20 protein-coding genes and 1 riboswitch are annotated in these 22,847 nt (G+C 72.8%); of the genes, 11 read left to right on the forward strand and 9 right to left on the reverse strand.

Translation table 11 applies throughout. The features are described 5' to 3' along the window. The first annotated feature begins 78 nt into the window (after nucleotides 1-78). Nucleotides 79-190, forward strand: a riboswitch (SAM riboswitch). Nucleotides 191-466: 276 nt separating this feature from the next. The 3 genes from O7617_RS02600 to O7617_RS02610 are packed head-to-tail and all read left to right on the forward strand — an operon-like array spanning nucleotide 467 to nucleotide 2,897. Next, complete coding sequence (locus O7617_RS02600; protein ID WP_282261241.1) at nucleotides 467-1,345, forward strand: ABC transporter substrate-binding protein; 879 nt, start codon at nucleotides 467-469, stop codon at nucleotides 1,343-1,345. Nucleotides 1,346-1,383: 38 nt separating this feature from the next. After that, on the forward strand, nucleotides 1,384-2,157 hold the full coding sequence (locus O7617_RS02605) for an amino acid ABC transporter permease (RefSeq protein ID WP_282261242.1): 774 nt from the start codon (nucleotides 1,384-1,386) through the stop codon (nucleotides 2,155-2,157). Next, nucleotides 2,154-2,897, forward strand: coding sequence for an amino acid ABC transporter ATP-binding protein (locus tag O7617_RS02610; protein WP_282261243.1), 744 nt, complete (start codon nucleotides 2,154-2,156; stop codon nucleotides 2,895-2,897). The genes O7617_RS02605 and O7617_RS02610 overlap by 4 nt, the downstream gene beginning before the upstream one ends. 47 nt (nucleotides 2,898-2,944) lie before the next feature. Here O7617_RS02610 and O7617_RS02615 read toward each other — a convergent pair whose 3' ends face one another. Further along, nucleotides 2,945-4,519 carry a Na+/H+ antiporter gene (locus O7617_RS02615; RefSeq protein ID WP_282261244.1) on the reverse strand — a complete coding sequence of 525 codons (1,575 nt, stop codon included), beginning with the start codon at nucleotides 4,517-4,519 and terminating at the stop codon, nucleotides 2,945-2,947. 106 nt (nucleotides 4,520-4,625) lie between these two features. Beyond that, a complete protein-coding gene (locus tag O7617_RS02620; RefSeq protein ID WP_282261245.1) occupies nucleotides 4,626-7,937 on the reverse strand; it encodes a BTAD domain-containing putative transcriptional regulator in 3,312 nt (1,103 codons plus the stop codon). A gap of 150 nt (nucleotides 7,938-8,087) precedes the next feature. Here O7617_RS02620 and O7617_RS02625 point away from each other — a divergent pair, with 150 nt between their 5' ends. The 3 genes from O7617_RS02625 (at nucleotide 8,088) to O7617_RS02635 (ending at nucleotide 10,165) form a co-directional block, all read left to right on the forward strand. After that, nucleotides 8,088-8,966, forward strand: a complete 879-nt coding sequence (locus O7617_RS02625; RefSeq protein WP_282261246.1) for an alpha/beta hydrolase — start codon at nucleotides 8,088-8,090, stop codon at nucleotides 8,964-8,966. 357 nt (nucleotides 8,967-9,323) lie between these two features. After that, the gene (locus tag O7617_RS02630) at nucleotides 9,324-9,773 is read left to right on the forward strand and encodes a hypothetical protein (RefSeq protein ID WP_282261249.1); all 450 of its coding nucleotides are present in this window, start codon (nucleotides 9,324-9,326) and stop codon (nucleotides 9,771-9,773) included. Further along, nucleotides 9,773-10,165 (forward strand): hypothetical protein, encoded by a 393-nt coding sequence (locus O7617_RS02635; RefSeq protein ID WP_282261250.1) that lies wholly within the window; start codon nucleotides 9,773-9,775, stop codon nucleotides 10,163-10,165. Before O7617_RS02630 ends, O7617_RS02635 begins: the two co-directional genes overlap by 1 nt. A 40-nt stretch (nucleotides 10,166-10,205) precedes the next feature. Here O7617_RS02635 and O7617_RS02640 read toward each other — a convergent pair whose 3' ends face one another. From O7617_RS02640 to O7617_RS02650, 3 genes are all read right to left on the reverse strand, one after another. Then, a complete protein-coding gene (locus O7617_RS02640) occupies nucleotides 10,206-12,371 on the reverse strand; it encodes a hypothetical protein (protein ID WP_282261252.1) in 2,166 nt (721 codons plus the stop codon). Between the two features lie 6 nt (nucleotides 12,372-12,377). Continuing rightward, nucleotides 12,378-13,568 carry a low temperature requirement protein A gene (locus tag O7617_RS02645; RefSeq protein WP_282261254.1) on the reverse strand — a complete coding sequence of 397 codons (1,191 nt, stop codon included), beginning with the start codon at nucleotides 13,566-13,568 and terminating at the stop codon, nucleotides 12,378-12,380. A gap of 90 nt (nucleotides 13,569-13,658) precedes the next feature. After that, entirely contained in the window at nucleotides 13,659-14,600 is a 942-nt protein-coding gene (locus O7617_RS02650; protein ID WP_282261255.1) for an SDR family NAD(P)-dependent oxidoreductase, read from the reverse strand. 131 nt (nucleotides 14,601-14,731) lie between these two features. Here O7617_RS02650 and O7617_RS02655 point away from each other — a divergent pair, with 131 nt between their 5' ends. Further along, entirely contained in the window at nucleotides 14,732-15,553 is an 822-nt protein-coding gene (locus O7617_RS02655) for a helix-turn-helix transcriptional regulator (protein WP_282261256.1), read from the forward strand. Here the strand turns inward: O7617_RS02655 and O7617_RS02660 are convergent. Next, nucleotides 15,550-16,317 (reverse strand): TetR/AcrR family transcriptional regulator, encoded by a 768-nt coding sequence (locus O7617_RS02660; protein ID WP_282261257.1) that lies wholly within the window; start codon nucleotides 16,315-16,317, stop codon nucleotides 15,550-15,552. The genes O7617_RS02655 and O7617_RS02660 overlap by 4 nt on opposite strands. A gap of 149 nt (nucleotides 16,318-16,466) precedes the next feature. On the opposite strand from O7617_RS02660, the gene O7617_RS02665 reads away from it, so the two are divergent. The 4 genes from O7617_RS02665 (at nucleotide 16,467) to O7617_RS02680 (ending at nucleotide 20,884) form a co-directional block, all read left to right on the forward strand. Further along, nucleotides 16,467-17,759 (forward strand): sensor histidine kinase, encoded by a 1,293-nt coding sequence (locus tag O7617_RS02665; RefSeq protein ID WP_282261258.1) that lies wholly within the window; start codon nucleotides 16,467-16,469, stop codon nucleotides 17,757-17,759. Then, nucleotides 17,747-18,412, forward strand: coding sequence for a response regulator transcription factor (locus tag O7617_RS02670; RefSeq protein WP_282261259.1), 666 nt, complete (start codon nucleotides 17,747-17,749; stop codon nucleotides 18,410-18,412). Before O7617_RS02665 ends, O7617_RS02670 begins: the two co-directional genes overlap by 13 nt. A gap of 103 nt (nucleotides 18,413-18,515) precedes the next feature. Next, on the forward strand, nucleotides 18,516-19,577 hold the full coding sequence (locus O7617_RS02675; protein ID WP_282261260.1) for a Gfo/Idh/MocA family oxidoreductase: 1,062 nt from the start codon (nucleotides 18,516-18,518) through the stop codon (nucleotides 19,575-19,577). Between the two features lie 179 nt (nucleotides 19,578-19,756). Continuing rightward, complete coding sequence (locus O7617_RS02680) at nucleotides 19,757-20,884, forward strand: acyltransferase (protein ID WP_282261262.1); 1,128 nt, start codon at nucleotides 19,757-19,759, stop codon at nucleotides 20,882-20,884. Nucleotides 20,885-20,895: 11 nt separating this feature from the next. Here the strand turns inward: O7617_RS02680 and O7617_RS02685 are convergent, their stop codons facing one another. The 3 genes from O7617_RS02685 to O7617_RS02695 all read right to left on the reverse strand — a co-directional run bounded on the left by O7617_RS02685 (nucleotide 20,896) and on the right by O7617_RS02695 (nucleotide 22,790). After that, the gene (locus O7617_RS02685) at nucleotides 20,896-21,063 is read right to left on the reverse strand and encodes a hypothetical protein (RefSeq protein WP_282261264.1); all 168 of its coding nucleotides are present in this window, start codon (nucleotides 21,061-21,063) and stop codon (nucleotides 20,896-20,898) included. A 259-nt stretch (nucleotides 21,064-21,322) separates the two neighbouring features. After that, a complete protein-coding gene (locus tag O7617_RS02690; RefSeq protein WP_030335934.1) occupies nucleotides 21,323-21,544 on the reverse strand; it encodes a hypothetical protein in 222 nt (73 codons plus the stop codon). 157 nt (nucleotides 21,545-21,701) lie between these two features. After that, nucleotides 21,702-22,790, reverse strand: coding sequence for a hypothetical protein (locus O7617_RS02695; protein WP_282261265.1), 1,089 nt, complete (start codon nucleotides 22,788-22,790; stop codon nucleotides 21,702-21,704). Between the last annotated feature and the right edge of the window lie 57 nt (nucleotides 22,791-22,847).

Genomic DNA, 22,847 nt, shown 5'->3' on the forward strand with positions numbered 1-22,847 from the left:
CCGGCCACCCGTCTCCCCTGGTGAGCGTGGTCATAACGACTGGACGACCCACCCGTGCCTGCTGCTAGCCTCGGCGCAGGTCATGAGCGCCAGCGCGAAGCCCCGGCTCGCTGGCCGGCAACCCTCCTCCGCGGTGGGGTGCCCCGGGTGAAGACCAGGCATCGACAGGACGTCGGTGCAAGCGTGGCCTGGCACCCAGGTCAGCACAGACCCGGGAGAACCATGCGCATCCTCAGCACCGCCCCGCCGACCGGCATCGCGGACGTCCGCGTCGGTCGTCCCTCGCCGGCACTGATCCGGCGACGGCACGTGGACATGATGCGAATGTGCAGCGCCGCGTGTCGTCGCGGCAGCACGCACTAGCGCAGCCCTCTTCCCGAACCTCCCTCACCGGTACGCCCATCGGGCGCACCGCCGGCGACGCACATCCCGTGCGTGCCGGTACGCGACCTTCTCGGAGACACCCGTGCGACTTCTTCCTGCCCTGACCCGTGCCACCGCCCTGGGCGCAGCCGCCGTCCTGGCCGCCACCGCGCTCACCGCCTGCGGCGGCGACAGCTCGTCCGACAGCGGCGCCAACCCGTACGGCCTGGCGCAGCCGGGCGTGCTGCGGGCCGGCACGCTCACCGACGCCCCGCCGAACGTGTACCTCAAGGACGGCAGGTTCACCGGCTTCGACAACGACCTACTGACCGCCGTGGCCGGCAAGCTCGGCCTCCGCGTCGAGTTCGTCGGCACCGACTTCTCGGCGTTGCTCTCCCAGGTCAACAACCACAAGTTCGACGTCGGCAGCTCCTCGATCACCATCACCGAGGCACGGAAGAAGACCGTCGACTTCGGCAACGGCTACGACTTCGGTTACTTCGGTCTGGACGTCCCGGCGGGCTCGCCGATCACCGGCTTCGACCAGCTCGCCGGCAAGCGGGTCGTGGTGGTGCAGGGCACCGTGCAGGACGACTACGCCACCGGCAAGCAGCTCGACCCGGTGCGGGTGCCGGACTACAACGGCGCGATCAACCAGCTCAAGGCCGGCACCGCCGACGCGTGGATCGCCCCGGCGGAGATCGGCGAGAAGTCGGCCGCCGACAGCAACGGCAAGATCACCGTGGCGGCCAAGCAGCTCAGCCCGGCACCGACCGCGTACGCCGTCGCGAAGGGCGGCGACGAGCTGCGCGAGGCGCTGAACAAGGCTCTCGACGAGGTCATCGCGGACGGCACCTGGAGCCGGTTGCAGGCCCAGTACTACCCGGGCCGCCCGATCCCGGCGGACTTCAAGCCGGGCAGCGGCGCGGCCACGCCGTCGGCGGCCACGTCAGCCGCGCCGTCGGCGTCGGCCGCCTCCTGAGCGGTGACGAGCGAGCAGGACGGTAGGAGAGGCGACCGATGGATCCGTTGAGCACCCTCTGGGAGACGTTCTTCGACCTCGACGCGATGCGCGAGGCGCTGCCCGAGATGCTGACCGTCGGGTTACCGAACACGCTGATCCTGGCGGTCTCCGCCGCCCTGCTCGGCTCGGTGCTGGGCCTGCTGCTGGCCGTCGCCGGGATCTCCCGCAGCCGGTGGTTGCGCTGGCCGGCGCGCGTCTACACCGACGTGTTCCGGGGGCTGCCGGCCGCGGCGACGATCCTGCTGATCGGCGTCGGGCTGGCCCCGCTGGGCATGCAGGTCTGGGGTCCGGACCCCTACCCGTTGGGGATCCTGGCGCTGTCGCTGATCGCCGCCGCGTACATCGGGGAGATCTTCCGCTCCGGCATCCAATCGGTGGAGGCCGCCCAGTTGGAGGGCGCCCGCGCGCTCGGCTTCTCCTGGAGCGACTCGATGCGGCTGGTGATCATCCCGCAGGGCGTCCGGCGGGTCCTGCCGGCCTGGGTCAACCAGCTCATCGCGCTGATCAAGGACTCCAGCCTGGTCTACTTCCTCGGCCTGGTGGCCAGCCAACGGGAGCTGTTCCGGATCGGGCAGGACTACGCGGCCACCACCGGCAACGAGTCCGCGCTGCTCCTGGCCGGGCTCTTCTACCTGGCGCTGACGGTACCGCTGACGCACGTCGTCAACTGGATCGACAGGCGGCTGCGCCACGGCCGGCCGGCCGCCGCGCCGACCGACGAGGACGACGACCTCCCGTTGCCCGCCACCGTTCAGGGAGACCGGCGATGACCACCGACACCACCACCTCGGTCAGCCTCGACGTCCGCGACGTGCACCTCGCCTTCGGGCCGAACCGGGTGCTGCGCGGCGTCGACCTGACCGTGCCGCGCGGCGCGACGGCCTGCGTGATCGGCCCGTCCGGGTCCGGCAAGTCCACACTCCTGCGCACCGTCAACCGACTGATCGAGCCGGACCGTGGCGACGTGCTGTTGGACGGGCGCAGCGTGCTGGGCGACGACCCGGACGGCCTGCGGCAGCGGGTCGGGATGGTCTTCCAGCAGTTCAACCTGTTCCCGCACATGAGCGTGCTCCGCAACGTCACCCTCGCACTGCGCCGGCTGCGCAAGCTCGGCCAGGACGAGGCGGAGGCCGTCGCCCGGGCCCAACTGGACCTGGTGGGGTTGGCGGCCAAGGCCGACGCACGACCGGCGCAGCTCTCCGGCGGTCAGCAGCAACGGGTGGCGATCGCCCGGGCGCTGGCGCTGCGGCCCGAGGTGATGCTCTTCGACGAGGCCACCTCGGCGCTCGACCCGGAGCTGGTCAAGGGTGTGCTCGGGGTGATGGCCGACCTGTCCGCCGCGGGCATGACCATGGTGGTGGTCACCCACGAGATGGGCTTCGCCCGGCAGGTCGCCGACACCGTCGCCTTCATGGACCGGGGAGTCGTGCTGGAGGCCGGGCCGCCCGAGGCGGTCTTCGAACGGGCCGAGCACCCCCGGCTTCGCCGGTTCCTGTTCCAGGTGCTCTGAGCCGCGACGGCTCCCCGGTGCGCTGAGCCGCCACGGCTCCCCGGTGATCACTCATCGGGTCCGCGCCCCAGCAGCCGGATCTCCTCGTTGTCCAGGGCGGCCTGGAGTTCCTGCAACACCAGGTCGTCGATCTCCCGGTTGTCGCGCAGTCGGGTGACCTCCCGACGCTTGTGGGCGAGGACGCGCAGGCGTAACTGACGTTCCAGCCGCCGCTCCTCGGCGGTGCTCCCGCCGCTCTCGTTGAGGTCCTCCAGGTGCCGCTGGTACTCGGCTCGCAGCCGATGGACCGACTCCTCCTGCGCGCCGACCTCGGCCGCCACCTGCGGCAGAGCGGCGAGGCCCGCCTCGGTGGCCCGGCGCTGGGCATGCCGGGTCTCGTCGACGCGTCCGGGGTCGCCGACCAGCCCCGCCCAGCGCACGACCAGCGGCAGGGTGGCGCCCTGCAGCAGCATGATCAGCACGATCACCAGCGCGGTGACGAAGATGATCAGGTCGCGCTCGACCACCGGTTGACCGTCGACGGTCACCGTCGGTACGGCCAGGGCGGCGGCGAGCGACACCGCGCCCCGGAACCCGGACCAGCCGGCGACTGTCCCCACCCGCCAGGCCGAGGGCCCCTGGCTCGGGTCCATGATCCGGCGACGTCGCAGCCTCGCGATCTGCGCGGTCAGGTAGACGAAGAACAGCCGGGTGCCGATGACGACGAGCGTCACCACGAGCACGATCACCAGGGCGCGCCCGGGCGAGGTGCTGGTGATGCCCCGCACCGCGCGGGGTATCTGCGTGCCGAGAAGGACGAACAGCCCACCGTTGATCAGGAACGTGGACAGGTCCCAGAACGCGAACGCCAGCACCCGGGACCGGGCGCGGATCACCCGTGGACCGGCGTAGGACAGCACCAGACCGGAGACCACCACCGCCAGCACACCGCTGGCGTGCACGGCGTCGGCCAGCAGGAACGCGGCGAACGGCGTGAGCACGCTCAGCGCGCCCTCCCGAAGCGGGTCGTCGAGCCGTTTGCGGACCAGCACCACGGCCGCCCCCACCAGCACACCGGCCAGTACGCCGCCGACGCTGGCGCCGACGAACTCCTCACCGATGCCCAGCACGCCCGGTTCCGCGCTGTGGGTGAGCAGAGCCACGGTGACCGCGAAGACCACCAGGGCGGTGCCGTCGTTGATCAGACTCTCGGCGTGCAGGGTGGTGAGCAGCTTTCGGGGCAGCCGTTTCGCGAGCCCCGTGACCGCCGCGGCGTCGGTCGGGGCGAGGACCGCCCCGAGCACCCAGGCGGCGGCCGGGTTCACCCCCAACGCCTGCGCGGTGAACGACACGGTGACCAGGGTGAGCACCACCAGCAGCACGGCGAGTGACCCGATCACCGGGAGGTTGGCCCGGATCTCGCGCAGACTGATGGTGAGGCTCTCCCGGTACAGGATCGCCGGGAGGAAGATCAGCAGCACCAGCTCGGGTTCCAGTGCCACGTCGGACAGCGGGGGCGTCAGGCCGAGCAGCACTCCGAACGCGATGAGCAGGACCGGCGGGGCCACCCGGTACCGTCCGCCGAGCGTGGTGCCGATCAGGACGGTGACGCCCAGCACCACGATCATGACGAGCGCCTGCACAGCGTACCCCCTTGATCGTCGCCGGCGGTGGATGCGCCGGTGGTTCCATCTGACCGCACCCACCGGCGGGTTCCGAGGGGAATCGGCAAGTAGCCGTGGGCGGCGGTCAGCGGGTCGCGGTGGCGGCGCGGCCCCGGGCGGTGACCGCGCGGGCGACCCGGCGATGAGCTGCCGACTCCTCTTCGCGGCCCAGCGCGGCCGCCAGGGCGGCGAGGTGCCCGGCCACCGGGCCGACGGTGAGCACGCCGCTGCCGGCGGCCAGTTCCTCCGCCGCCGGCGACAGTTCGACGTAGACCCGTTGCATCGTGTCCCGGTCACCGAGGGCACGCGCCGCCTGGCCGACGAGGCAGAGCCGCGCCTCCCGCAGAAGGTCGTGCGGCCCGTCCGGAAGGGCCGACAGGGCCGCTGCCGCGGCGTCCCGGTCGCCGTCGGCCAGCAGCAGCAACGGCCGGATCCACGGCTCGTGCGGCCCCCAGTCCAGGCCCGCCCAGTCGGTCCCGCCCGGGCCGGGGAGCGGCTGGTCGACACCGTCGGCCCCGTCGTCGACGGCGTCGGCCAGCCGGAGGCCGAGCAGCGCGAGCGGAAGCAACCCCCGGGTCAGGCCCGGCATGCCGTCGGCGGGCAGCCGGCCGGCCGCTTCGCGGTAGGCGTCCGCCGCCGCGGCCGACTCCCCGTCGAGGGCCCGGCGCAGTGCGGCGAACCACCTGGTGAAGACGGCGACCAACGGCAGGTCGTACCGCTCGGCGAGGCGGTCGGCGGCGCGGGCGTGCTCGTCGGCGGCGGGCCGGTCGGCCAGCGCGCAGTACGCCTGGACCAGGACGAGGTGGCCGAGCACCTCGAAGGTCACCAACCGGTGCCGGGCGGCGAGTTCGACCAGCTCGACACCGATCCGGGCCCGGTCGGCCGCCAGGCCGACGCGCTGGAAGGTGTGCATGAAGCGGGCGTTGAGCGCGAAGGCCAGCAGCCCGGGGTCGCCGATCGTCCGGGCGATCGTCTCGGCCTCGGACGCCGCCCGGCGACCACTGTCGGTGGTGGTGCCGCGCAGCTCCAGCGCGAGGGTGCTGAGCAGTCGGCTGCGCCGGGCCGAGCCGGTCGGACCGAGAGCGGTCAGGGCCAACTCGGCGGCTCGGACGATGTGCCCGGAGAGCCTGTCGTCGTCGTTGCGCGTCCAGACGGCGGGTACGTCGAAGCCGGCCAGCACCTCCTCGACCAGCAGCGGGTCGCCGAGGGACTGGGCGGTGGTGATCGCCTCGGCTCGTCGCCCCCGCGCCTCGGCCAGCCTCCCGGTCACGGCCAGCGCGCGCCCCAGTCCGAGCAGCGCGGTCAGCCGTTCGCGCTGTTCGACACCGCCGGCGTGGTCGTACGCCTCGATCACCTGCCCCCACAGGCGGGCCGCCTCATGCGGGTTCCCACCGCGCTCGGCCTGCTCGGCGGCGGTGCGGGCGTACGCCCCGGCGCGACCGGCAGCGGCCCGTCCGCCCGCGCGCAGCAGGTGGTACGCCATCGCGGCGGGCTCGACGGGGTCTCGTCGTCGCAGCTCCTCGGCGATGGCGGCGTGCCAGGCGGCCCGGCGGGGTGTGGACAGGTCGGCGTAGAGCGTGTCGCGGACCAGGATGTGGGTGAAGCGCAGCCGCCCGTCGGGCTCCCGCTCGGTGAGGAAGCCGGCCTGCAGGGCGCGGTCGACGGCGTCCAGCACCATCGCGGGATCCCCCGCCAGGGAGGTGAGGACCTCCAGGTCGAGATCACGGCCGAGCACGGCGGCCTGCCGCAGGACGGTGCGTGTCGGCGTGGGTAGCTGGGCCGACCGGTGTCGGATCACGTCGCGTACCCCGGGCGGCACCGAGGCCAGTGCGGCCTCCCCCTCGCTCGCGTACAACTGGGCCAGCTCGCGGACGAAGAACGGGTTGCCGCCGCTGCGGTCGTGGATCAACCGGGCGGTGGCCGGGGCGAGTGCCGGGCCGACGACGGCGCGGGCCAACTCGCCGGTCGCCGACGCGGACAGGCCGGCGAGGTACTCCCGGGTCGGCTCCAGCCCGGCGACGCGGGCCAGCGCGGCGGTCAGCTCCGGGCTGATCTCGGTGGCCCGGTAGGTGCCGAGGACGAGCACCGGCCCGGTGGCCGGGTGTGGACCGGTGAGCAGGGCGGTCAGCAGGTCCAGGGTGTCACCGTCGGCGCGGTGCAGGTCGTCGAGGACCACGAGCAGCGGCCCTCGCTCGGCGCCCGACGCGATCACCGACGCCACCGCCCGGTGGCGACGGAACCGCCCACCGGCGAGGTCGCCCGAGTCGTCGTCGGCCCCCACCTCGCCGCTCAGCCCGGTGAGCGCGTCGCTGACCTGGGTCCACGGCCAGGCCGGCGGTGCGCCCTCGTACTCCGGGCTGCGGCCCCACGCCGTGGTCCAGCCCTCGGCGGCGAGCCGCTGGGCCAGCGTCTCGGCCATCGCGGTCTTGCCGGCACCCGGGTCGCCGGAGAGGAGCGCGAGGGTGGGCCTGCGGCGTCGGAGTGCGGTCTCGGCGGCGTGCCACAGCCGGTCCAACTCCCCGGATCGGCCGACGAACGGACGCCGCCGTGGCGGCTCGGCCCCTGCGGGCCCCCGGAGGCTGGGAGTGGCGGCGGCGTCGAGGGCCGGGGTGAGATGCGGCGCCTGGGCCAGGACGTCGGCTTCCAACCTCCGCAACTCGGGCCCGGGGTCGACCCCCAGCTCGGCCACCAGGACGGTACGTGCCTCGCGCAGCGCGGCGAGGGCGTCCCCCTGCCGACCGGCGCGGTACCGGGCCACCGCGAGCAACCGCCAGGCGTCCTCCCGCAGCGGATGGTTGGCCAGGTGAGCCGGCAGGTCGGCGGCGGCTTCGTCCGGGCGGCCCAGGGCCAGCAACGCCTCGGCCCGCCGCTCGACGGCCAGCATCCGCAGCTCGTTCAGTCGGTTGATCTCCGCAGCCGCCCAGACCTCGTTCGCGCAGTCGGCGTACGCGGGCCCGCGCCAGAGCCGGAGTGCGCCGTCCAGGGCGGTCAGCGCCGGTTCGGGACGTCCGGCCGCGAGCAGTCGGCCCGCCTCGCCGACTGCCGCCTCGAACCGGCCGGCGTCCACCGCGTCCGGAGCGACGCGCAGCACGTACCCGGTCGACTCGGTGACCAGGACCCGGGGCGGCTGCCGGGGTGGCCGATCGGGCTCCAGGGCCCGGCGCAGATCGGCGACGAAGGTCCGGATCGCGCCCAGCGCGCCCTCCGGCGCGACCTCCCACAGGTCGTCGACCAGACGCCGCACCGGCACCACCCGCCCGTGGGCGATCAACAGCCGAGCCAGCACCAGGCGGTGTCGGTGTCCGCGCAGCGGTGCCGGACCGCGCTCCGTCATGGCGGTCACCGGCCCGAGGACGCCGAAGGTCACCGCCTCCGGTGCCGTCGACTGCCTGGTCATGGCACCAGGCTAGGGCGCGCCCGGGGGCGAGGGCCGGCCGGTGCTGATCCGACGCTGACCGTCCGCTGATCGGCACGGAGCAGGCTCGATCACGTACGACGAGGCGGGGCGACCGCCCCAGCCGGCACTGCTCACCAGAGAGGTTCTCCCGTGGACCCCAGGATCAACGGATTCGACTACCGACGCGTGAGCGTCGCGGACGGTGTGGCGCTCAACGTCGCAGTGGGCGGATCCGGACCAGCTGTCGTGCTGCTGCACGGTTTTCCGCAGACGCACCTCATGTGGCGGCACGTCGCCGCCGACCTGGCCGCCGACCACACGGTGATCTGCCCAGACCTGCGCGGCTACGGCGACAGCGACAAGCCCGCCGACACCGACGGCACCGGGTACGCCAAGCGCACCATGGCCGCCGACGTCGTGGCGCTGGCCGGCGCGCTCGGCCACGAACGGTTCGCGCTGGCGGGCCACGACCGGGGTGCGCTCGTGGCGTTCCGCGCCGGTCTGGACCACCCGGCGTCGGTCAGCCGGCTCGCGTTGCTCGACGTGGTGCCGACCCTGGACATGTGGGGGGTGCTGCACGGCACCTCCGCGGCTGTCGCGTTCCACCTGTACCTCATGGCGCAGCCGCCCGGGCTGCCGGAGGAGTTGATCGGTGGCCGCCCGGACGCCTTCTTCGGCCACTTCCTCGACGCCTGGACCCGTGACCCGGCGGCGATGCCGGCGGACGTGCGGGCGGCCTACCTGCGGGCGTCGCGTGACGCGGTGACCTCGATCGTCGCCGACTATCGCGCGTCGGCCGGCATCGACGTGGTCCACGACACCGCCGACCGCGAGGCCGGCAACACGCTGCGCATGCCGGTGACGGTGCTCCAGCAGGACTGGGGTGCCGCGCTGGGCTACGACGCGGCCGGGGTGTGGCGGGCCTGGGCACCCGACCTGGAGCACCGGACGGTCACCTCCGGGCACTTCATGGCGGAGGAGGCGCCGGCCGAGGTCGTCCGGGAGCTGCGGGCGCTGCTCGACCGCTGACCGATCGGCGGCCCGACCACACCACCATCACCTTGGGTAAGATAGGCGACACCCGGGGTAACGATCATGGTGGCGTGGCCGGGCCGCCGCGCTCCATCCGGCCCAGCGTGCGGCGACCGGGCCCGAACGGGCCCTGACCTGCGGCAATGCGACGTGACACGCAGTGGACGACAACCGGTCATCGGTGATACACAGGCAGATAACCGGCAGCCAACGACGTCGAGTCGATCCCTCTCCTCGCCTTACGACCGTCCAACCGCGCCGCACCAGCGCCGGCATGCCGCTCCACAGTCGCGATCGGACGGCACCGACGCGTCGGGCCGCTGCGGGAGGCCGTTCCTCGACCAGGGAGTTGCCGTGGGAACCCTCCGGATCCGATCCCGACACCAACCGTACGAGATCGCCGTCCTGACCGCGGCACCCGTCTGCGGCGTTCTGATGATGACCCTCGACGTTCGGCCGACCTCCGTGCAGACGGCCATGCCCGGGCCCATCCAGGCCGCCTGGGAGCTGGGGCTGATCGCGGTGGGTGTGGGCGGGTTGCTGGGCATCCTGTGGCCCGGCCGGCTCTCCACCGGGCTCGGCCTCGAACTCGCGTCGGTGCTGGTGCTCGGCACGATCACCGGCATGTACGCGGTGGCCCTGGTGACCATGTCGGGCCGACAGTCCCTCGTCGCGACGTCGTTCGTCATCGCGGTGACGGTCGGGTCGCTGTGGCGGGCCACGCAGATCGCCGTCGACCTGCGTCGCCTGGCCCGGGCTTGCGAATGCCTGAATTACGAACCCCTGGAGGCAGGTGTCACGTGATGACCTCCCCGGCGCCGGCCGCACCCCACTGGGTGCAGCTGGCGCTCAGTGTGCTCGGCATCCTCGGTGGCAGCACCGGCCTCGCCGCTATCGCCACCGTGGTGGTGCAGCGCGGCAAGTTCAAGGCCGACGCCGCCGACACCCTCACCGAGGCCGCTCTCACCCTGGTGCAGCCGTTGCAGACCCGGATCACCCAGCTGGAGGGCGAGGCGCTGAACGCCCGATCCGAGCTGGGCGTGCTCCGCGAACAGGTCAACCAGTTGCAGTTCGTGGTCCGGGTGCTCACCCGGACGTTGGACCGCTGGCGGGCCGCGATCCGAGCCCCGGACGCCACCCTACGGAAGATCCGCGCGACGGTGGCGGAGACCGACCGCGCGACCGAGGAGCGCTGACCACCCGCGTTCCCGGCGCGGCCGACCGGCAGTGAAGACCTCAGGCGGAGCCCTGGATACGGGCGCGAAGCTCGTCGACCGCCGCCCGGAACTCGGGGTCGGACTCGCCCGGATGGTGCCCCCGCATCGGCGGTGGACAGCGCTCTCCCGGGGCCGGTAGCAGGTCCGACGGATCCCGCAACCGTCGGTCGACTCGACCGGCCGGATCGGTCGGGTCCGGGGGTGGATCACCGGGCCGATGGGCGGCGAAGATCCAGCCACCGATGGGATCGGTGTCCCGCCACAAATTGAGCCATCGCCACCCGACCCGCTCCCCGACCTGCCGTAGGACCTCCTCGTTCAGGTAGGCGGGGAAGATCCGGGCGTACAGGCGGTCCAGCGGCGAGCCGTAGGTGAGCAGCGCGACCCGCGTACGGACGCGCGGAGGCAGCCGCAGCACCGCGAGAGCGAGCAACACGGACCCGTGGCTGTGCCCACAGAGCAGCACCCCGGCGTGCCGCTCGGTCAGTTGGGTGATCCGGTGCGCCAGCTCCGGTACCGCGCGGTCGGCGTAGCTCGGCGGCGCGAACGGGTGCGCGGCCCGGGGCCAGAAGGTGCCCAGGTCCCACAGGATGCCGACGTGCCGGCGGAACCACGCCGTCCGGTAGGCGAACACCCCACCCAGGAGCAGGGCGACCACCGCCGCCGTCGCGAAGTAGCTACCCAGGGCGAGCCCCATGCCCGCCACTCCGACCGGAAGCCCGAGGAACCGCGTCGCCAGCTCGTCGGGTGTCAGGTCGAACAGCCGCAACAGAGAGGTGGCCAGGCCGATCGCGGTGAGGGCCGCCCACGCGACGCAGAGAAGCCCCAACCACTCGGCGAACCGCGCCCGGGCGACCGCCCTCGTCACCTGACGCAGCCGCCCGACGCCCCGCGGCGGCACGGTCGGGAAGTCGCGCGCCGTGATCGCCGCCGCCGCGCGGCGACGGCGTCGCCGACTCAGCAGGGTCAACGCCCCGCACACCAGGACGCCGGCGATGACGTGCAGGAAGAACGCCAGGATCGTCCACTGGTACGGCAGCGGCGGTCCGCCCTCGCCGCGGTAGCCGTCCAGCAGGTTCCCGCTCTGGTAGACGAGGTTGGCGGAGAACACTCCGGCGAGGCCGACCCCGAAGGCCGCGACCACCGCCGCGCCCAATCCGCGCGACAGCGCGCGGCGACGGTCCCCTCGGCCGTGATGCCACAGCACCAGCGCACTCAGCGCCACCAGCAGCGTCATCTCCCCGAGCAGTGCCCAGCTCGCGATCGAGTCGTATCCGGGCAGCCCGTCCGACGAGGGCCAGGCCCGCTCGTCCAGGACGACGGTGGCGAGGGTGGCCGCGGTCAGGCCGACGGCCACCGCGCGGAGCGTCTTGGCGGTCCGGGTGATCGTCCCCGTCATTGCCGCCCGATCGAGCAGGCCGGGCACGACGAGCAGCCCGGCACAGGCCAGCAGCACCGCGACGCTGAGCGTCAACAGCAGGGCCGACGTGGCCGTCGCGCCGCCTGCGGTACGGGCGGCGAGCAGGATCAGATCGAGCATGGCGAGCGCGGCCGCCACGTGGATCGCCCGCAACCTATCCACCAGTGGCTCGACGACCCACAGGGGTTTGCCGGCCGGGCGGGGCCGTCGGGCGCCGAGCAACCGGAGGAACGCGACGGCGGCGATGGGCAGGAGCGACAGGACGGCGAGCCGCAACCCGACCTGACGCCCGTCGAGCCCGCCCACCGCGTCGAACGGGCCCCGGCAGCGCGCCGCGCCCAGACACCGCCAGGCGATCAGGTCGAGGGCGACTCCGGCGGTGCACACCACGTACAGCACGGTGAGGTCGAGCGCGAGGAGCCGGCACAGCGTGGTGACCCACTCACCGCCGCGGCGGGCCGTGGGCCGCATCCACACCGCCAGGTTGCTGAGCATGAACGGCAGCAGGAGGACCAGGGAGAGGGTCCGGGCCACGGTGCCCGAGGGCAGGTCACCCCAGCGGTACGCCTCGACCGTCATCCCGTCCGGGCTGTCGTCGGACCGGTCGGCGCGGTGGAAGCCCCCGCTGGCGTCGCCTGCCACCTGGTGGACCGGCGCCTGATCGAGGATGACTCGGGGCTCCGCCCCGGACACGCCGTGCACCCGCAGCTCCACCACGTCGTGCTCGCGCGGTGGGTCATCGTGCTGCCCTTCCCCCTCCGGCATCGGCGGCTACCGGGCCGGCCGACCGGCGGCGTCGGAACGTCCGGCACCCTGCCACGGTAGTGGCATCGCGTCGACCAGGACGATCAGCAGCAGCACCCCGGCGACGACCGCGCTGCTGGCGAGCTGCGGGAGCTTCCAGGTCGCCAGCCCGGCCACGATGATTGCCGGCACACCGACCAGTCGCGCCCAGGGCAGACCGCTGTCGACAGCGGCCGCGAGCAGGATCCGGGCGGTCAGGAACAGCGCGGGACCGATCACGCCCACGGCCAACTGTCCGTTGTCGCGGGCGCCTGGGTCGTCGATCGTCATCTCTATCGCGACCGAGGTGGCCAGCACCCCGGCGATCATCACCAGGTGCAGGTAGCCGGCCATCAGCGCCAGCATGCTGCCCGGCGGCCCGGCCGCCACCACGGCGGCACCCAGCCGCGTACCGGCGGGCACCAGGTAGAGCCGGGCCAGGGCCACCGCGGTCACGAACGCCAGAGCGAACGCCAGGGTGCTCTCCCGATCCATGCCGGAGCCGCTGTACGTCACGCCGGCGATCAGGATCAGTTCGCCCAACGCGATGATGAAGATCTGCTGGTAGCGCTCGGAGAGGTGGTCCCCGTTCACCTGAAGCTCCGGCCAGGTGCTGCGCCCGAGCCACGGGAACGGCCAGCGCAGCCGCGCGAGGGCGTACTCCAGCAGCAGTGCGAGCGCCCAGAGGATCTCCCGGGCCGGGGCGACGAACGCCCCGACGATCCAGAGCACGCCGGAGATCGCGAACCAGGTCGCCACCCGCACGCTGCGCACCTGCAGCTGATGCCCCCGCAGCGCCGGGATCAACAGCGCGCCCCGGCCCAGGTGGATGGCGACGTAGGCGACGGCGAACACCGGGGCGTGCGAGTCGAACGCGGTGGGCACGGCCGCGGCCATCAGCAGACCGCCGAACATCACCCAGAGCAGGAGTACGACGATCAGCGGGGCCCGCGGGTCGAACCAGTCCGCCGACCACGCGGTCACGAACCACACCCACCAGAGCGCCGCCAAGAGGATCAACACCCGGAAGCCGCCGACCATGCTGGTGTCGTCGAGCAACGCCCGGGACAACCGGGTCAGCGCGAAGATGAACGCCAGGTCGAAGAAGAGTTCCAGGAACGACGTCCGGCGGGGATTCTCCCGGCGCTGGAGCAGCCGGTCGGCAAACCCGTTCGTCATCGCCCGCCTTTCCTGACGTCAACTGCCGCCCCAGTCGTACCACCTGAGCAGCCGGGCCCGGGCGCGTTCTCTCAGGCCGGGCCGTCGTCATCAGCGGGTGGTGGCGACGGCGGGCCGGGACATCAGGTCCGATGCCACGTCCCAGAGCCGCTCGGCGTTGCCCGGGTCGACCGCGTACGCGGCCACACCGCTGTAGTCGGCGGGCCGCTCGGTCACGACCACGGCCTCGGCGCAGTCCTCGAAGTAGCGACCGCCGATGCCGTCGAGCAGCGGGGACGCGGCGAGCAGCACCGAGGTCGCGGCACCCTGCTGCGGAGTCTTCTGCCGCTCCTTCGGTGTGCGCAGCCCACCGGTGTGCTTCTGCAGGCCGGTGGCGACGGCACCGGGGTTCAGCGCGTTGGCGTGGATGCCCTCGCCGGACCAGCGGCGGGTCACCTCGACGGCGAGCAACGCCTCGGCGCTCTTGGACTGCCCGTACGCCAGCAACGGGTCGTACGGGCGGAACGCGAAGTGCAGGTCGTCGAAGATCACCGGGGAGAAGAGGTTGCCGCTGGAGCTGACCGACACGACCCGGGCGCCTCCGGCGGCGGCGAGCGCGTCGTGCAGGCCGACGGTCAACGCGAAGTGCCCCATGAAGTTGGTGGCGAACTGCATCTCCCAGCCCTCGGGCGTGCGCTCCAACTCCGGCAGCGCCATGATCCCGGCGTTGTTGACCAGGATGTGCAGCGGCTGGTCCCAGGCGGCGACGAACCGGCGTACCGAATCCTGGTCGGCCAGGTCCAGCTCGCGGGCGGTGACCCGGTCCGCGCCGATGCCGGCCGCGATGTCGGCGGCGGCCTGCTCGCCGGCGGCGACCCGGCGTACCCCGAGCACCACCTCGGCACCGGCGGCGGCCAGCGAGCGGGCGGTCTCGACGCCGATACCGGCGGCCCCTCCGGTGACGACGGCCCGCAGGCCGGTCAGGTCGACCCCGGCGATGACCTCGTCGGCGGTCGAGGCGAAGCCGAACGGGGTCACGATTCGCTCAGTCATCTCTGTCCCATCTTCCGGTCACGCTTACGCCAGCCACTGTCACCCAATCAGCGGGCGGTGTCCGGGTCCTGGTTTTCCTGGTAGTGGCAGGACCAGGATGGGCGGTCGGCCACCGCTCCTACGATGGGCTGATGAGCACGGCCGGGCCGCTCGGCGAGTACCTGCGTGCCCGGCGCGAGCTGATCGGGCCGGGCGACGTCGGGCTGCCCGCGCACGGCCGACGGCGGGTGCCCGGCCTGCGGCGCGAGGAGGCGGCTCTGCTCGCCGGCATCAGCGCCGACTACTACCTGCGGTTGGAGCAGGGCCGGGACCGGCACCCGTCGGCGCAGGTGCTCGACGCGCTGGCCCGGGCGCTGCTGCTGGACGCGGAGGCCACCGCGCATCTGCACCGCCTAGGCGGGCCGGTCCCGACCCGCCGCCCGACGCGCCGGGCGGAGCGGGTGCCGACCGGCGTCCGGCAGCTGGTCGGGTCGTGGACCGAGACACCCGCGTTCGTGCACGGCCGGTATCTGGACGTGCTCTTCGCCAATCCCCTGGCGACCGCTCTGGCACCCGTCTTCAGCGCCGGGGTGAACCTGCTGCGCGCGGTCTTCCTGGACCCGAGCGTGCCGGCGCTCTACCCCGCCCTGACGGCGGTCGCGGCGAACGCGGTGGCCGGACTGCGCGCGCAGGTCGGCCCCGAGACGGACGACCCCCGCCTCACCGACCTGGTCGACGAGCTGACGGCCGGCAGCGAACGGTTCCGACGGCTGTGGGCCCGGCACGACGTCAGCGCCCGCGCCGGCGGTGGGTCACGGGTGTTCCGGCATCCACAGGTGGGCGAGTTGGAGCTGCGCTACGAGAAGTTCATCGTCAGCGGCACCACCCAGTCGCTCGTCGTCTACCACGCCGAGCCGGGCAGCCCGTCGGCGCGCACCCTGGCCCGGCTGGCCCCGACCACTGGGCCGGGCTAACCGGTGGTCGCCCGCTCGGCGACGACCACCGCGATCCCGTCGAGGACGCGTTGCAGACCGAACTCGAAGGCGTACTCCGGGCCGTACGCGCCGCCGTGCCGCTGACCCGCCGCGGTGCCGACCCGGGATGCGGTCGGGTAGCTGTCGGCCGTCATGAAGGTCTCCAGCCAGGGCGCGTGCGACTGCCACCACTGGCCGTCGGTCATGCCGGTCTCGCGTTCCAGGTCGACCACCTCGGAGGCGGCCCGCGCCGCGCTCTTCACGTGGCCGAGCACGAGGGTGAGCACCGCGTCCATCTCGACGTCGCTGAGCCCGATGTCGGCGACCGCGCCGAGTTCGTGGTCGTACTTCGCCATCAGGTGCGGGCCGAGCACCGGTCGGGTCGTCTCGGCGCGCAGCATCCAGGGATGCCGCTGGTAGAGCGCCAGGTTGTCGCGTGCGATCCGGTCCAGCCGGGCCCGCCAGTCGCCCTCGACGGCGGGGCGGGGCATCTCGCCGTACGCGCTGTCGATCATGACGGCGACGAGTTCGGCCTTGCCCGGCACGTAGGTGTAGACCGACATCGTGCCGACGCCCAGCGCCTCGCCGACCCGGCGCATCGTCAACGCGTCGAGACCCTCCGCGTCGGCGATCTCGGTGGCGGCCCGCACGATCCGGTCGACGCTGAGCCCCGGCCCCGCGCTACGGCTGGCCGGCTCCCGGGTGCGCCAGAGGATGGCCAGGCTCCGGGCCGGGTCCGCGGTCGCCTTGCGCTCACTCGCCATGGTGCGGCAATCCTAACAACGCGGGCGTACGCCGTACGCCGACCGGACGCGGCACGCGCCGACCCGCTCAACCGGTAGTGCTGGGCATACCCCGGAGAGTGGATCTGGACGGCTGGGGCGGCCCCTCGCCCGCGATTAGCGTCTCTGGCATGACCCCGGAACGTCCTTCGCACCTGGCCGAGGCGCTGCGCCGCCGCGACTGGCTGATCTCCGCCTGGCCCTGGAGGGCGCTGGCCTACCTGGTCAGCACCGTGCCGATCGCGGGCGTGCTCGCCGTCGGGCTGCTCATCGTCGGCGCGCCCCTGCTCGCCGCCGTCAACGGGCTGCTGCTGCACGACCGCCCGCCGGGCGTTGCGCTCATGCTGTTCCTGGCGGTCGGCAGCCTCTCCGTGCTGGCACTGGCGCCGATCGTCAGTTTCCCGGTGGCCGCCGTCGAGCGGTGGCGACTGCGCCTCGTGGACGGTCGTCCGTTGCCCCCGTCGCCGTGGCCGGGCCCGGCCGCCCGGTACCGCACCGCCGCCGGATGGCGGGAGGTGGCGTACCTGTTCTGGCTGGGCGGGGTCACCCCGATCACGTACTGGGTGTTCCTGCTGCTGCTGGTGTTCGACGTACTGCTGATCACCAGCCCCTGGCTGGCCGGCGATCCGGACAACCCGGTGGTGATCTGGCAGGCGGTCGATACCGCCGCCGAGGCCGTCCCGTACGCGATAGTGGGCGTGCTGCTCCTGCCGGTCCTCTGCTATGCGGCCGGTCTGTTCACCGCCGTGCAGGCCACCGTGGCCCGCTGGGCGCTGACCTGGCCGGTCGACGCGGCGGCGTTGCGCGAGGTCGCCCGCTCCCGTACCCGCCTGGTCAGCGCCTACGAGGCCGAGCGGCGCCGGATCGAGCGGGACCTGCACGACGGCGCGCAGCCCCGGCTGACCAGCCTCACCCTCCAGCTCGGCCTGGCCCGGCTGGACGTACCCGAGGACTCCCCCGCCGCCCGACCCCTCGCCGTGGCGCACGACCAGGCTCGGGGACTGATGGTGATGCTGCGCCAACTCGTGCACGGCATCCGCCCGCAGAGCCTCACCGACCTCGGTCTGGCCGGGGCCGCACAGGAGTTGGCCGACGCGTCCACCGTCGCGGTCACCGTCCACGCCGACCTCGACGGCGAACTGCCGGAGATCGTCGAGACGACCGCGTACTTCGTGGTGTCCGAGGCGCTGGGAAACGTGGTCCGGCACTCCGGTGCGACCCGCGCCGACGTACGCCTCGCCCGGACCGGTGGCGACCTGGTGGTCGAGGTGTCCGACGACGGCCGGGGCGGCGCCGACCCGACCGCGGGCACGGGCCTGACCGGGCTCGCCGACCGGGTCGCCGCCGTGGACGGTCGGCTGCTGCTGTCCAGCCCGCCCGGCGGGCCTACCCTGGTCCGGGTGGAGCTGCCGTGCCGTCGCTGACCCGGGTGGTGCTCGCCGAGGACGAGGTGCTGCTGCGCGAGGGCCTGGTCGCACTGCTGACCCGTTTCGACTTCACTGTGTGCGCCGCCGTCGGCTCCGCGCCGGACCTGCTGGACGCGGCCCGCGAGCACCGACCTGACCTGGTGCTGACCGACATCCGGATGCCGCCCGGGCGTCGCGACGACGGGCTCCGCGCGGCTGTCGCGTTACGCGCCGAGCAACCCCACCTGCCGGTCGTGGTGCTCAGCCAGTACGTGCAGACCGGGTACGCGGCGGCGCTGCTGGACAGCGGCGACGGCCAGCGGGTGGGCTACCTGCTCAAGGACCGGGTGGCCGAGGTCACCGAGTTCGTCGACACGCTGCGTCGGGTCACCTCCGGCGGCACGGCCATCGACCCGGACGTGGTCCGGCAACTCCTGCACCGGCCGCGCGACCCGCTCGGCGCGCTGTCCGCCCGGGAACGCGAGGTGCTGGCGTTGCTGGCCGAGGGACGGTCGAACGCGTCGATCGCCTCCCGGCTGCACGTCACCGAGGCGGCGGTGGGCAAGCACGTCGGCAACATCCTGCTGAAGCTCGACCTGCCGCCGAGCGACGACACCAACCGTCGGGTGCTCGCGGTCCTCACCTACCTGCGGGCCGACCCAGTGGCCTGACCAGCACCGGGTCGAGATCGAGCCGGTCGCTTCGGGGCGTAGATTCTCCTCCGCGGTACCGCCGCCGCATCGGGGCGCGGACCAGGGAGATGGGGGCACGGGCATGGCGGAGGCGCTGCGGGTTGGTCTGCTGGGGTACGGGTTGGCGGGTCGGGTGTTCCACGCACCGCTGATCGCCGCGACGCCCGGGCTGCGGCTCGACGCCATCGTGACCCGCGATCCGCAGCGGCGCGAGCAGGCCGGGCAACTGTTCCCGGACGCCCGCCTGGTCGACGACGCCGACGAGCTGTGGCGTACCCCTGACGATCTGGACCTGGTCGTGGTGGCGACGCCGAACCGGCTCCACGTGCCGATGGCGCGGGTGGCGCTCGCGGCCGGGCTGCCGGTCGTCGTGGACAAGCCGTTGGCCGCGACGGCCGCGGAGGGCCGCGCGCTCGTCGACGAGGCGACCGAGCGTGGCGTGCCGTTGACGGTGTTCCAGAACCGGCGCTGGGATGGTGACTTCCTGACCGCGCGCCACCTGGTGGAGCGGGGCGAGTTGGGACGGGTGCTGCGCTTCGAGTCCCGGTTCGAGCGTTTCCGTCCGACGATCAAGCCGGGTTGGCGGGAGCTGGCCGGTCCCGAGGAGGCCGGCGGGGCTCTCTTCGACCTGGGCGCGCACCTCGTCGACCAGGCGGTGCAGCTCTTCGGCCGGGTCGATCGCGTCTACGCGGAGGTGGACCGTCGTCGCGCGGGCGCGGCGGTCGACGACGACGCCTTCGTGGCGTTGACCCACGCGAACGGGGTGCACTCGCACCTCTGGATGGGTGCGATCACCGCGCAGCTCGGGCCCCGCCTGCGGGTGCTGGGTGATCGGGCCGGCTACACCACGTACGGGCTGGACGTGCAGGAGGCGGCGCTGCACGCCGGTGGCCGTCCGGACCAGCCCGGCTGGGGTGAGGTCCCGCCGGAGCGGTACGGCATGCTCGGCGTCGACGGTGAGCTGCGTCCGGTGCCGACCGAGCCCGGGTCGTACCAGAGCTTCTACGCCCAGGTGGCGACGGCGTTGCGCGACGGTACGCCGATGCCGGTGGACCCCCGGGACTCGATCACGACCGTCCAGTTGATCGAGCTGGCGCACCGGTCGGCGGCCGAGGGTGTGGTGCTGCCGGTCCCCACCGTCTGACGTCGCCGCGCCGGAACCGATCTGACCTGGACTGCCGGGGCAGGCCCTCAGGGCCCACCCCGGTCACCAGATGGACGGAAACGGTCCAACTCGGTCAGAAACCCATGCAAGTATGCGATTCTCCACCGGTGAACGATGTCAAGGTCACCACGTTGGACTCCCCGAGGAGCGCACCCGGGGTGAGGGGTCGTGTGGACCACCTCGACGGCATCCGCGGCATCGCCATCCTGGCGGTCTGCGCCGTCCACTGGATCGGCCAGCGGCTCCCCGGCTTCGAGGGTGGCTACATCGGAGTCGACCTCTTCTTCGTCCTCAGCGGCTTCATCATCACCACGCTGCTCGTCAAGCGGGTGCAGCCGTACGGGCGCTTCCTCCGAAACCGCGTACGGCGGCTCTACCCACCGCTGGTCGGCGCGCTAATGGGCATCACCGCGCTGACCTGGCTGCTACCCGACAGCGCCCTCTCCCCGGAGACGCCCCTGCGCCACGGTCTCGTGGCCGCGGTCCAGGCGTCCTCGCTGTGGATCACACTGGGCGGCGCCCCGATCGACCCCTTCTCGATGACGTGGTCGCTCTCGGTGGAGTGGTACTTCTACCTGCTCTGGCCCCTGGCGGTGCTGCGGCTCCGCCGCCTGCCGGCGGCCCGCGCCGCACGCCTCACACTGCTCGCCGCCGGGGGTGTCTATCTCGTCGCGGCCGTCCAGCCCGGCTGGTGGTTCTACTATGGCCCCCTCGCCCACACCAGCGAACTGCTGGTCGGCGCCGCGATCGCCTTCCCGCTGGCCCACGGCTGGACACCGAGGCTCCGGATCGACGGTCGCCTCCTCCTGGTGGCCGCGTTCACGTTCGTGGCACTGTGGACGACGTTCGGCAGTGATCCCTACTCGCCAGCCTACCGCCTGGTCGCACTCCCGCTGACCGTCGGCTGTGCCGTGCTGTTCATCCTCTCCGGCTACGAGGCCCGTCCGCCGGGCCCGGCTCGGCTGCTGTCCTGGCGACCGCTGGTGGCGGCCGGGCGGATCAGTTACAGCCTCTACCTCTGGCACACCCTCCCCATCGTGCTGCTGAGCAGGAACTGGCTCGGCCTGCCCAGCATCACGGTCGGCGTGATCGGCATCGGCATCGCGGTGGGAGGCACCGCCCTCAGCTACCACCTGCTGGAACGGCCGTTCCTGCGGCCGCGCGGCAACGAGTTGTCGGTGAGCCGCGAGCAGGCGGCGGCCTCGTCCATCCGCCCCCGCGGCGCGCACCGACCGGAGCGGGTCGCGGCCGGGGCACCCGGGCGCGGGGCGGTCCTCCTCCCCTGAGCGCGAGGATGTCACTCCTGGCGAGGGTTCCCCTCGGAGGGCGCCTCGTCCGGGGCTCGCGCGTCGTCGTCGGTCAGCGCGTCGTCGTCGGACGAGGCGGCGAGGTCGGCGAGTAGGCGCTCGGCCTCCCGGACCTCCTCGTCGAGCCTGGGGTTCTCCTCAGCGGGACCCTGCGACATGGGCGACCTCCATCGGGCACGACCGGCAGACCTCCGTGTACCCGACCTCGGGGCGTAGACACGAGCCCGCCGCCAAGCCTTGACCACGTGATGAAAGTAGCTGAATCCGCTCTGCGGGACCTATTTCTCATCGCCTGATCAAGGAGGTCGAATATCGGCCGCTGAGCGTCCGGCGGACCGGTTCACCGAGCACCGGGCCGGTCGGCGCGCCCCGGGCTGCGGGAGCCCGGGAGCGTTGCCGACCCGGCCCGGTGCCGGATCAGCGCTGCTTGAGCTCGCGCCAGGATGGGTGGGTGCCGCGCCAGGCGTCGGCGAGGATGGCCGCCGAGGCCCGGCTGGGGCACTGCTGCACCCGCTCACGACCCGACGCCCCACCGATCTGGGCGCGGACCTCCCAACCCTGCCCGTCAGTACGGATATACACGTCCCTGCGCCCGCGCGGAGTCGTGTCTCCGTTCCACCAGTGCTCCTCGACCTTCATTTGCCGACCGTATAGCAATTTTTGCGCAGAGGGTACGGCGCAGCAGGGTGGATACCAGGGCGATGCTCCCAATTCCGGCGCACTTCAACCTGACCGTTACCAGGGAGGAACCGCAACGGCGGCTCCTCCCTGGTCTGAGTAACGGATCAGGCGCGAATCACATGCCGCTGAGCACCCCGGCCAGGGTGTTGGCCAAGGCGTCCTGCCCGGAGGGGCTGGGGTGGGGCGAGCCCCCCTCGGCGGTGATCTGAAGGTCACCGGGAGTGAACGGTGGCGGCATCGCCACCCGGACGGCGGGGTCGAACGGGACGCCGAGCTGGATGGCCCAGTTGAGGTCATTGATCACGCCGCGCACGCTGCCCACCCAGAGCGGATCGATCAGGGGTTGCAGTGTCGACACCGGTGCCGCCGGCAGGTACGAGTGCGTCGCGGTCGGCAGCAGCGACTTGAGCTTGGCCCAGGCGTACTGGCCGACGTCGACGTTGGCGGGAGTGATGTCGTAGTACAGCATCCACACCACCTTGTCCGCGCCGGCACCGAGCAGTGAGTTGACGATGGTGGTGGCGTCGGCGGTGATGCCGGCGTACTGCGCCGGGCCGTCGTAGCGTGGCACCCCGATGTTGATGTAGTAGTCCTCGCCGACCGGCAGGTCGAGCCAGAAGTTGCAACCACCGCCGCTGGTGACGATGCCGGCCTTGCCTCCCACGGCGGCCCACTCGAAGCGGAACACCCCGTACGGGTCCAGGGTTTCCGCCGCGAACTCGAGACCACGACACATGGCCAGCCGGGTCAGGACCGTGGTCCAGTTGGTGTTGTTCACGCCGCCGGTGGTGGCGTGGTACGCGTCGTGCCCGTCCGCCTTGGCCTTGGCGATCCGCGCGGTGGCGAGGCCGAGCGGGCTGGCGACCCGTCCCCAGGCGTTTCCGCAGGCGTCGGGGCCGGCGCGGCCGGCGATGATGTCACCGGTGCCGTAACCGGTGCGGGCGTAGTTGTCGTAGTCGACGACGCTGCCGTCCATGTCGAAGTAGCGCCGCCCGTAGCTGTAGACGCCGTTGTTGCCGGGCATGCCACGGCCGTCGAACGAGGTCATCGGGCAGCCGGGGCCCACGCCGAAGCCGAACTGGTGGTGCGCCGAGCTGATGGAGTCCCCGGTGAGGGTCAGGACCGTGTCGTCGGAGACCGTCTGCACCTCCCGGCAGCGGATCCGGTCCTTGTTCGCGTCCACCAGGGTCGGGTTGCCGCTCACGTTCGGGCAGCCGGTCGGCGGCGGGGGTGGCGGAGGCGGCGGTCCTCCGGTAGGTCC

The sequence above is a fragment of the Micromonospora sp. WMMD1155 genome, assembly GCF_029581275.1.
Classification (GTDB): domain Bacteria; phylum Actinomycetota; class Actinomycetes; order Mycobacteriales; family Micromonosporaceae; genus Micromonospora.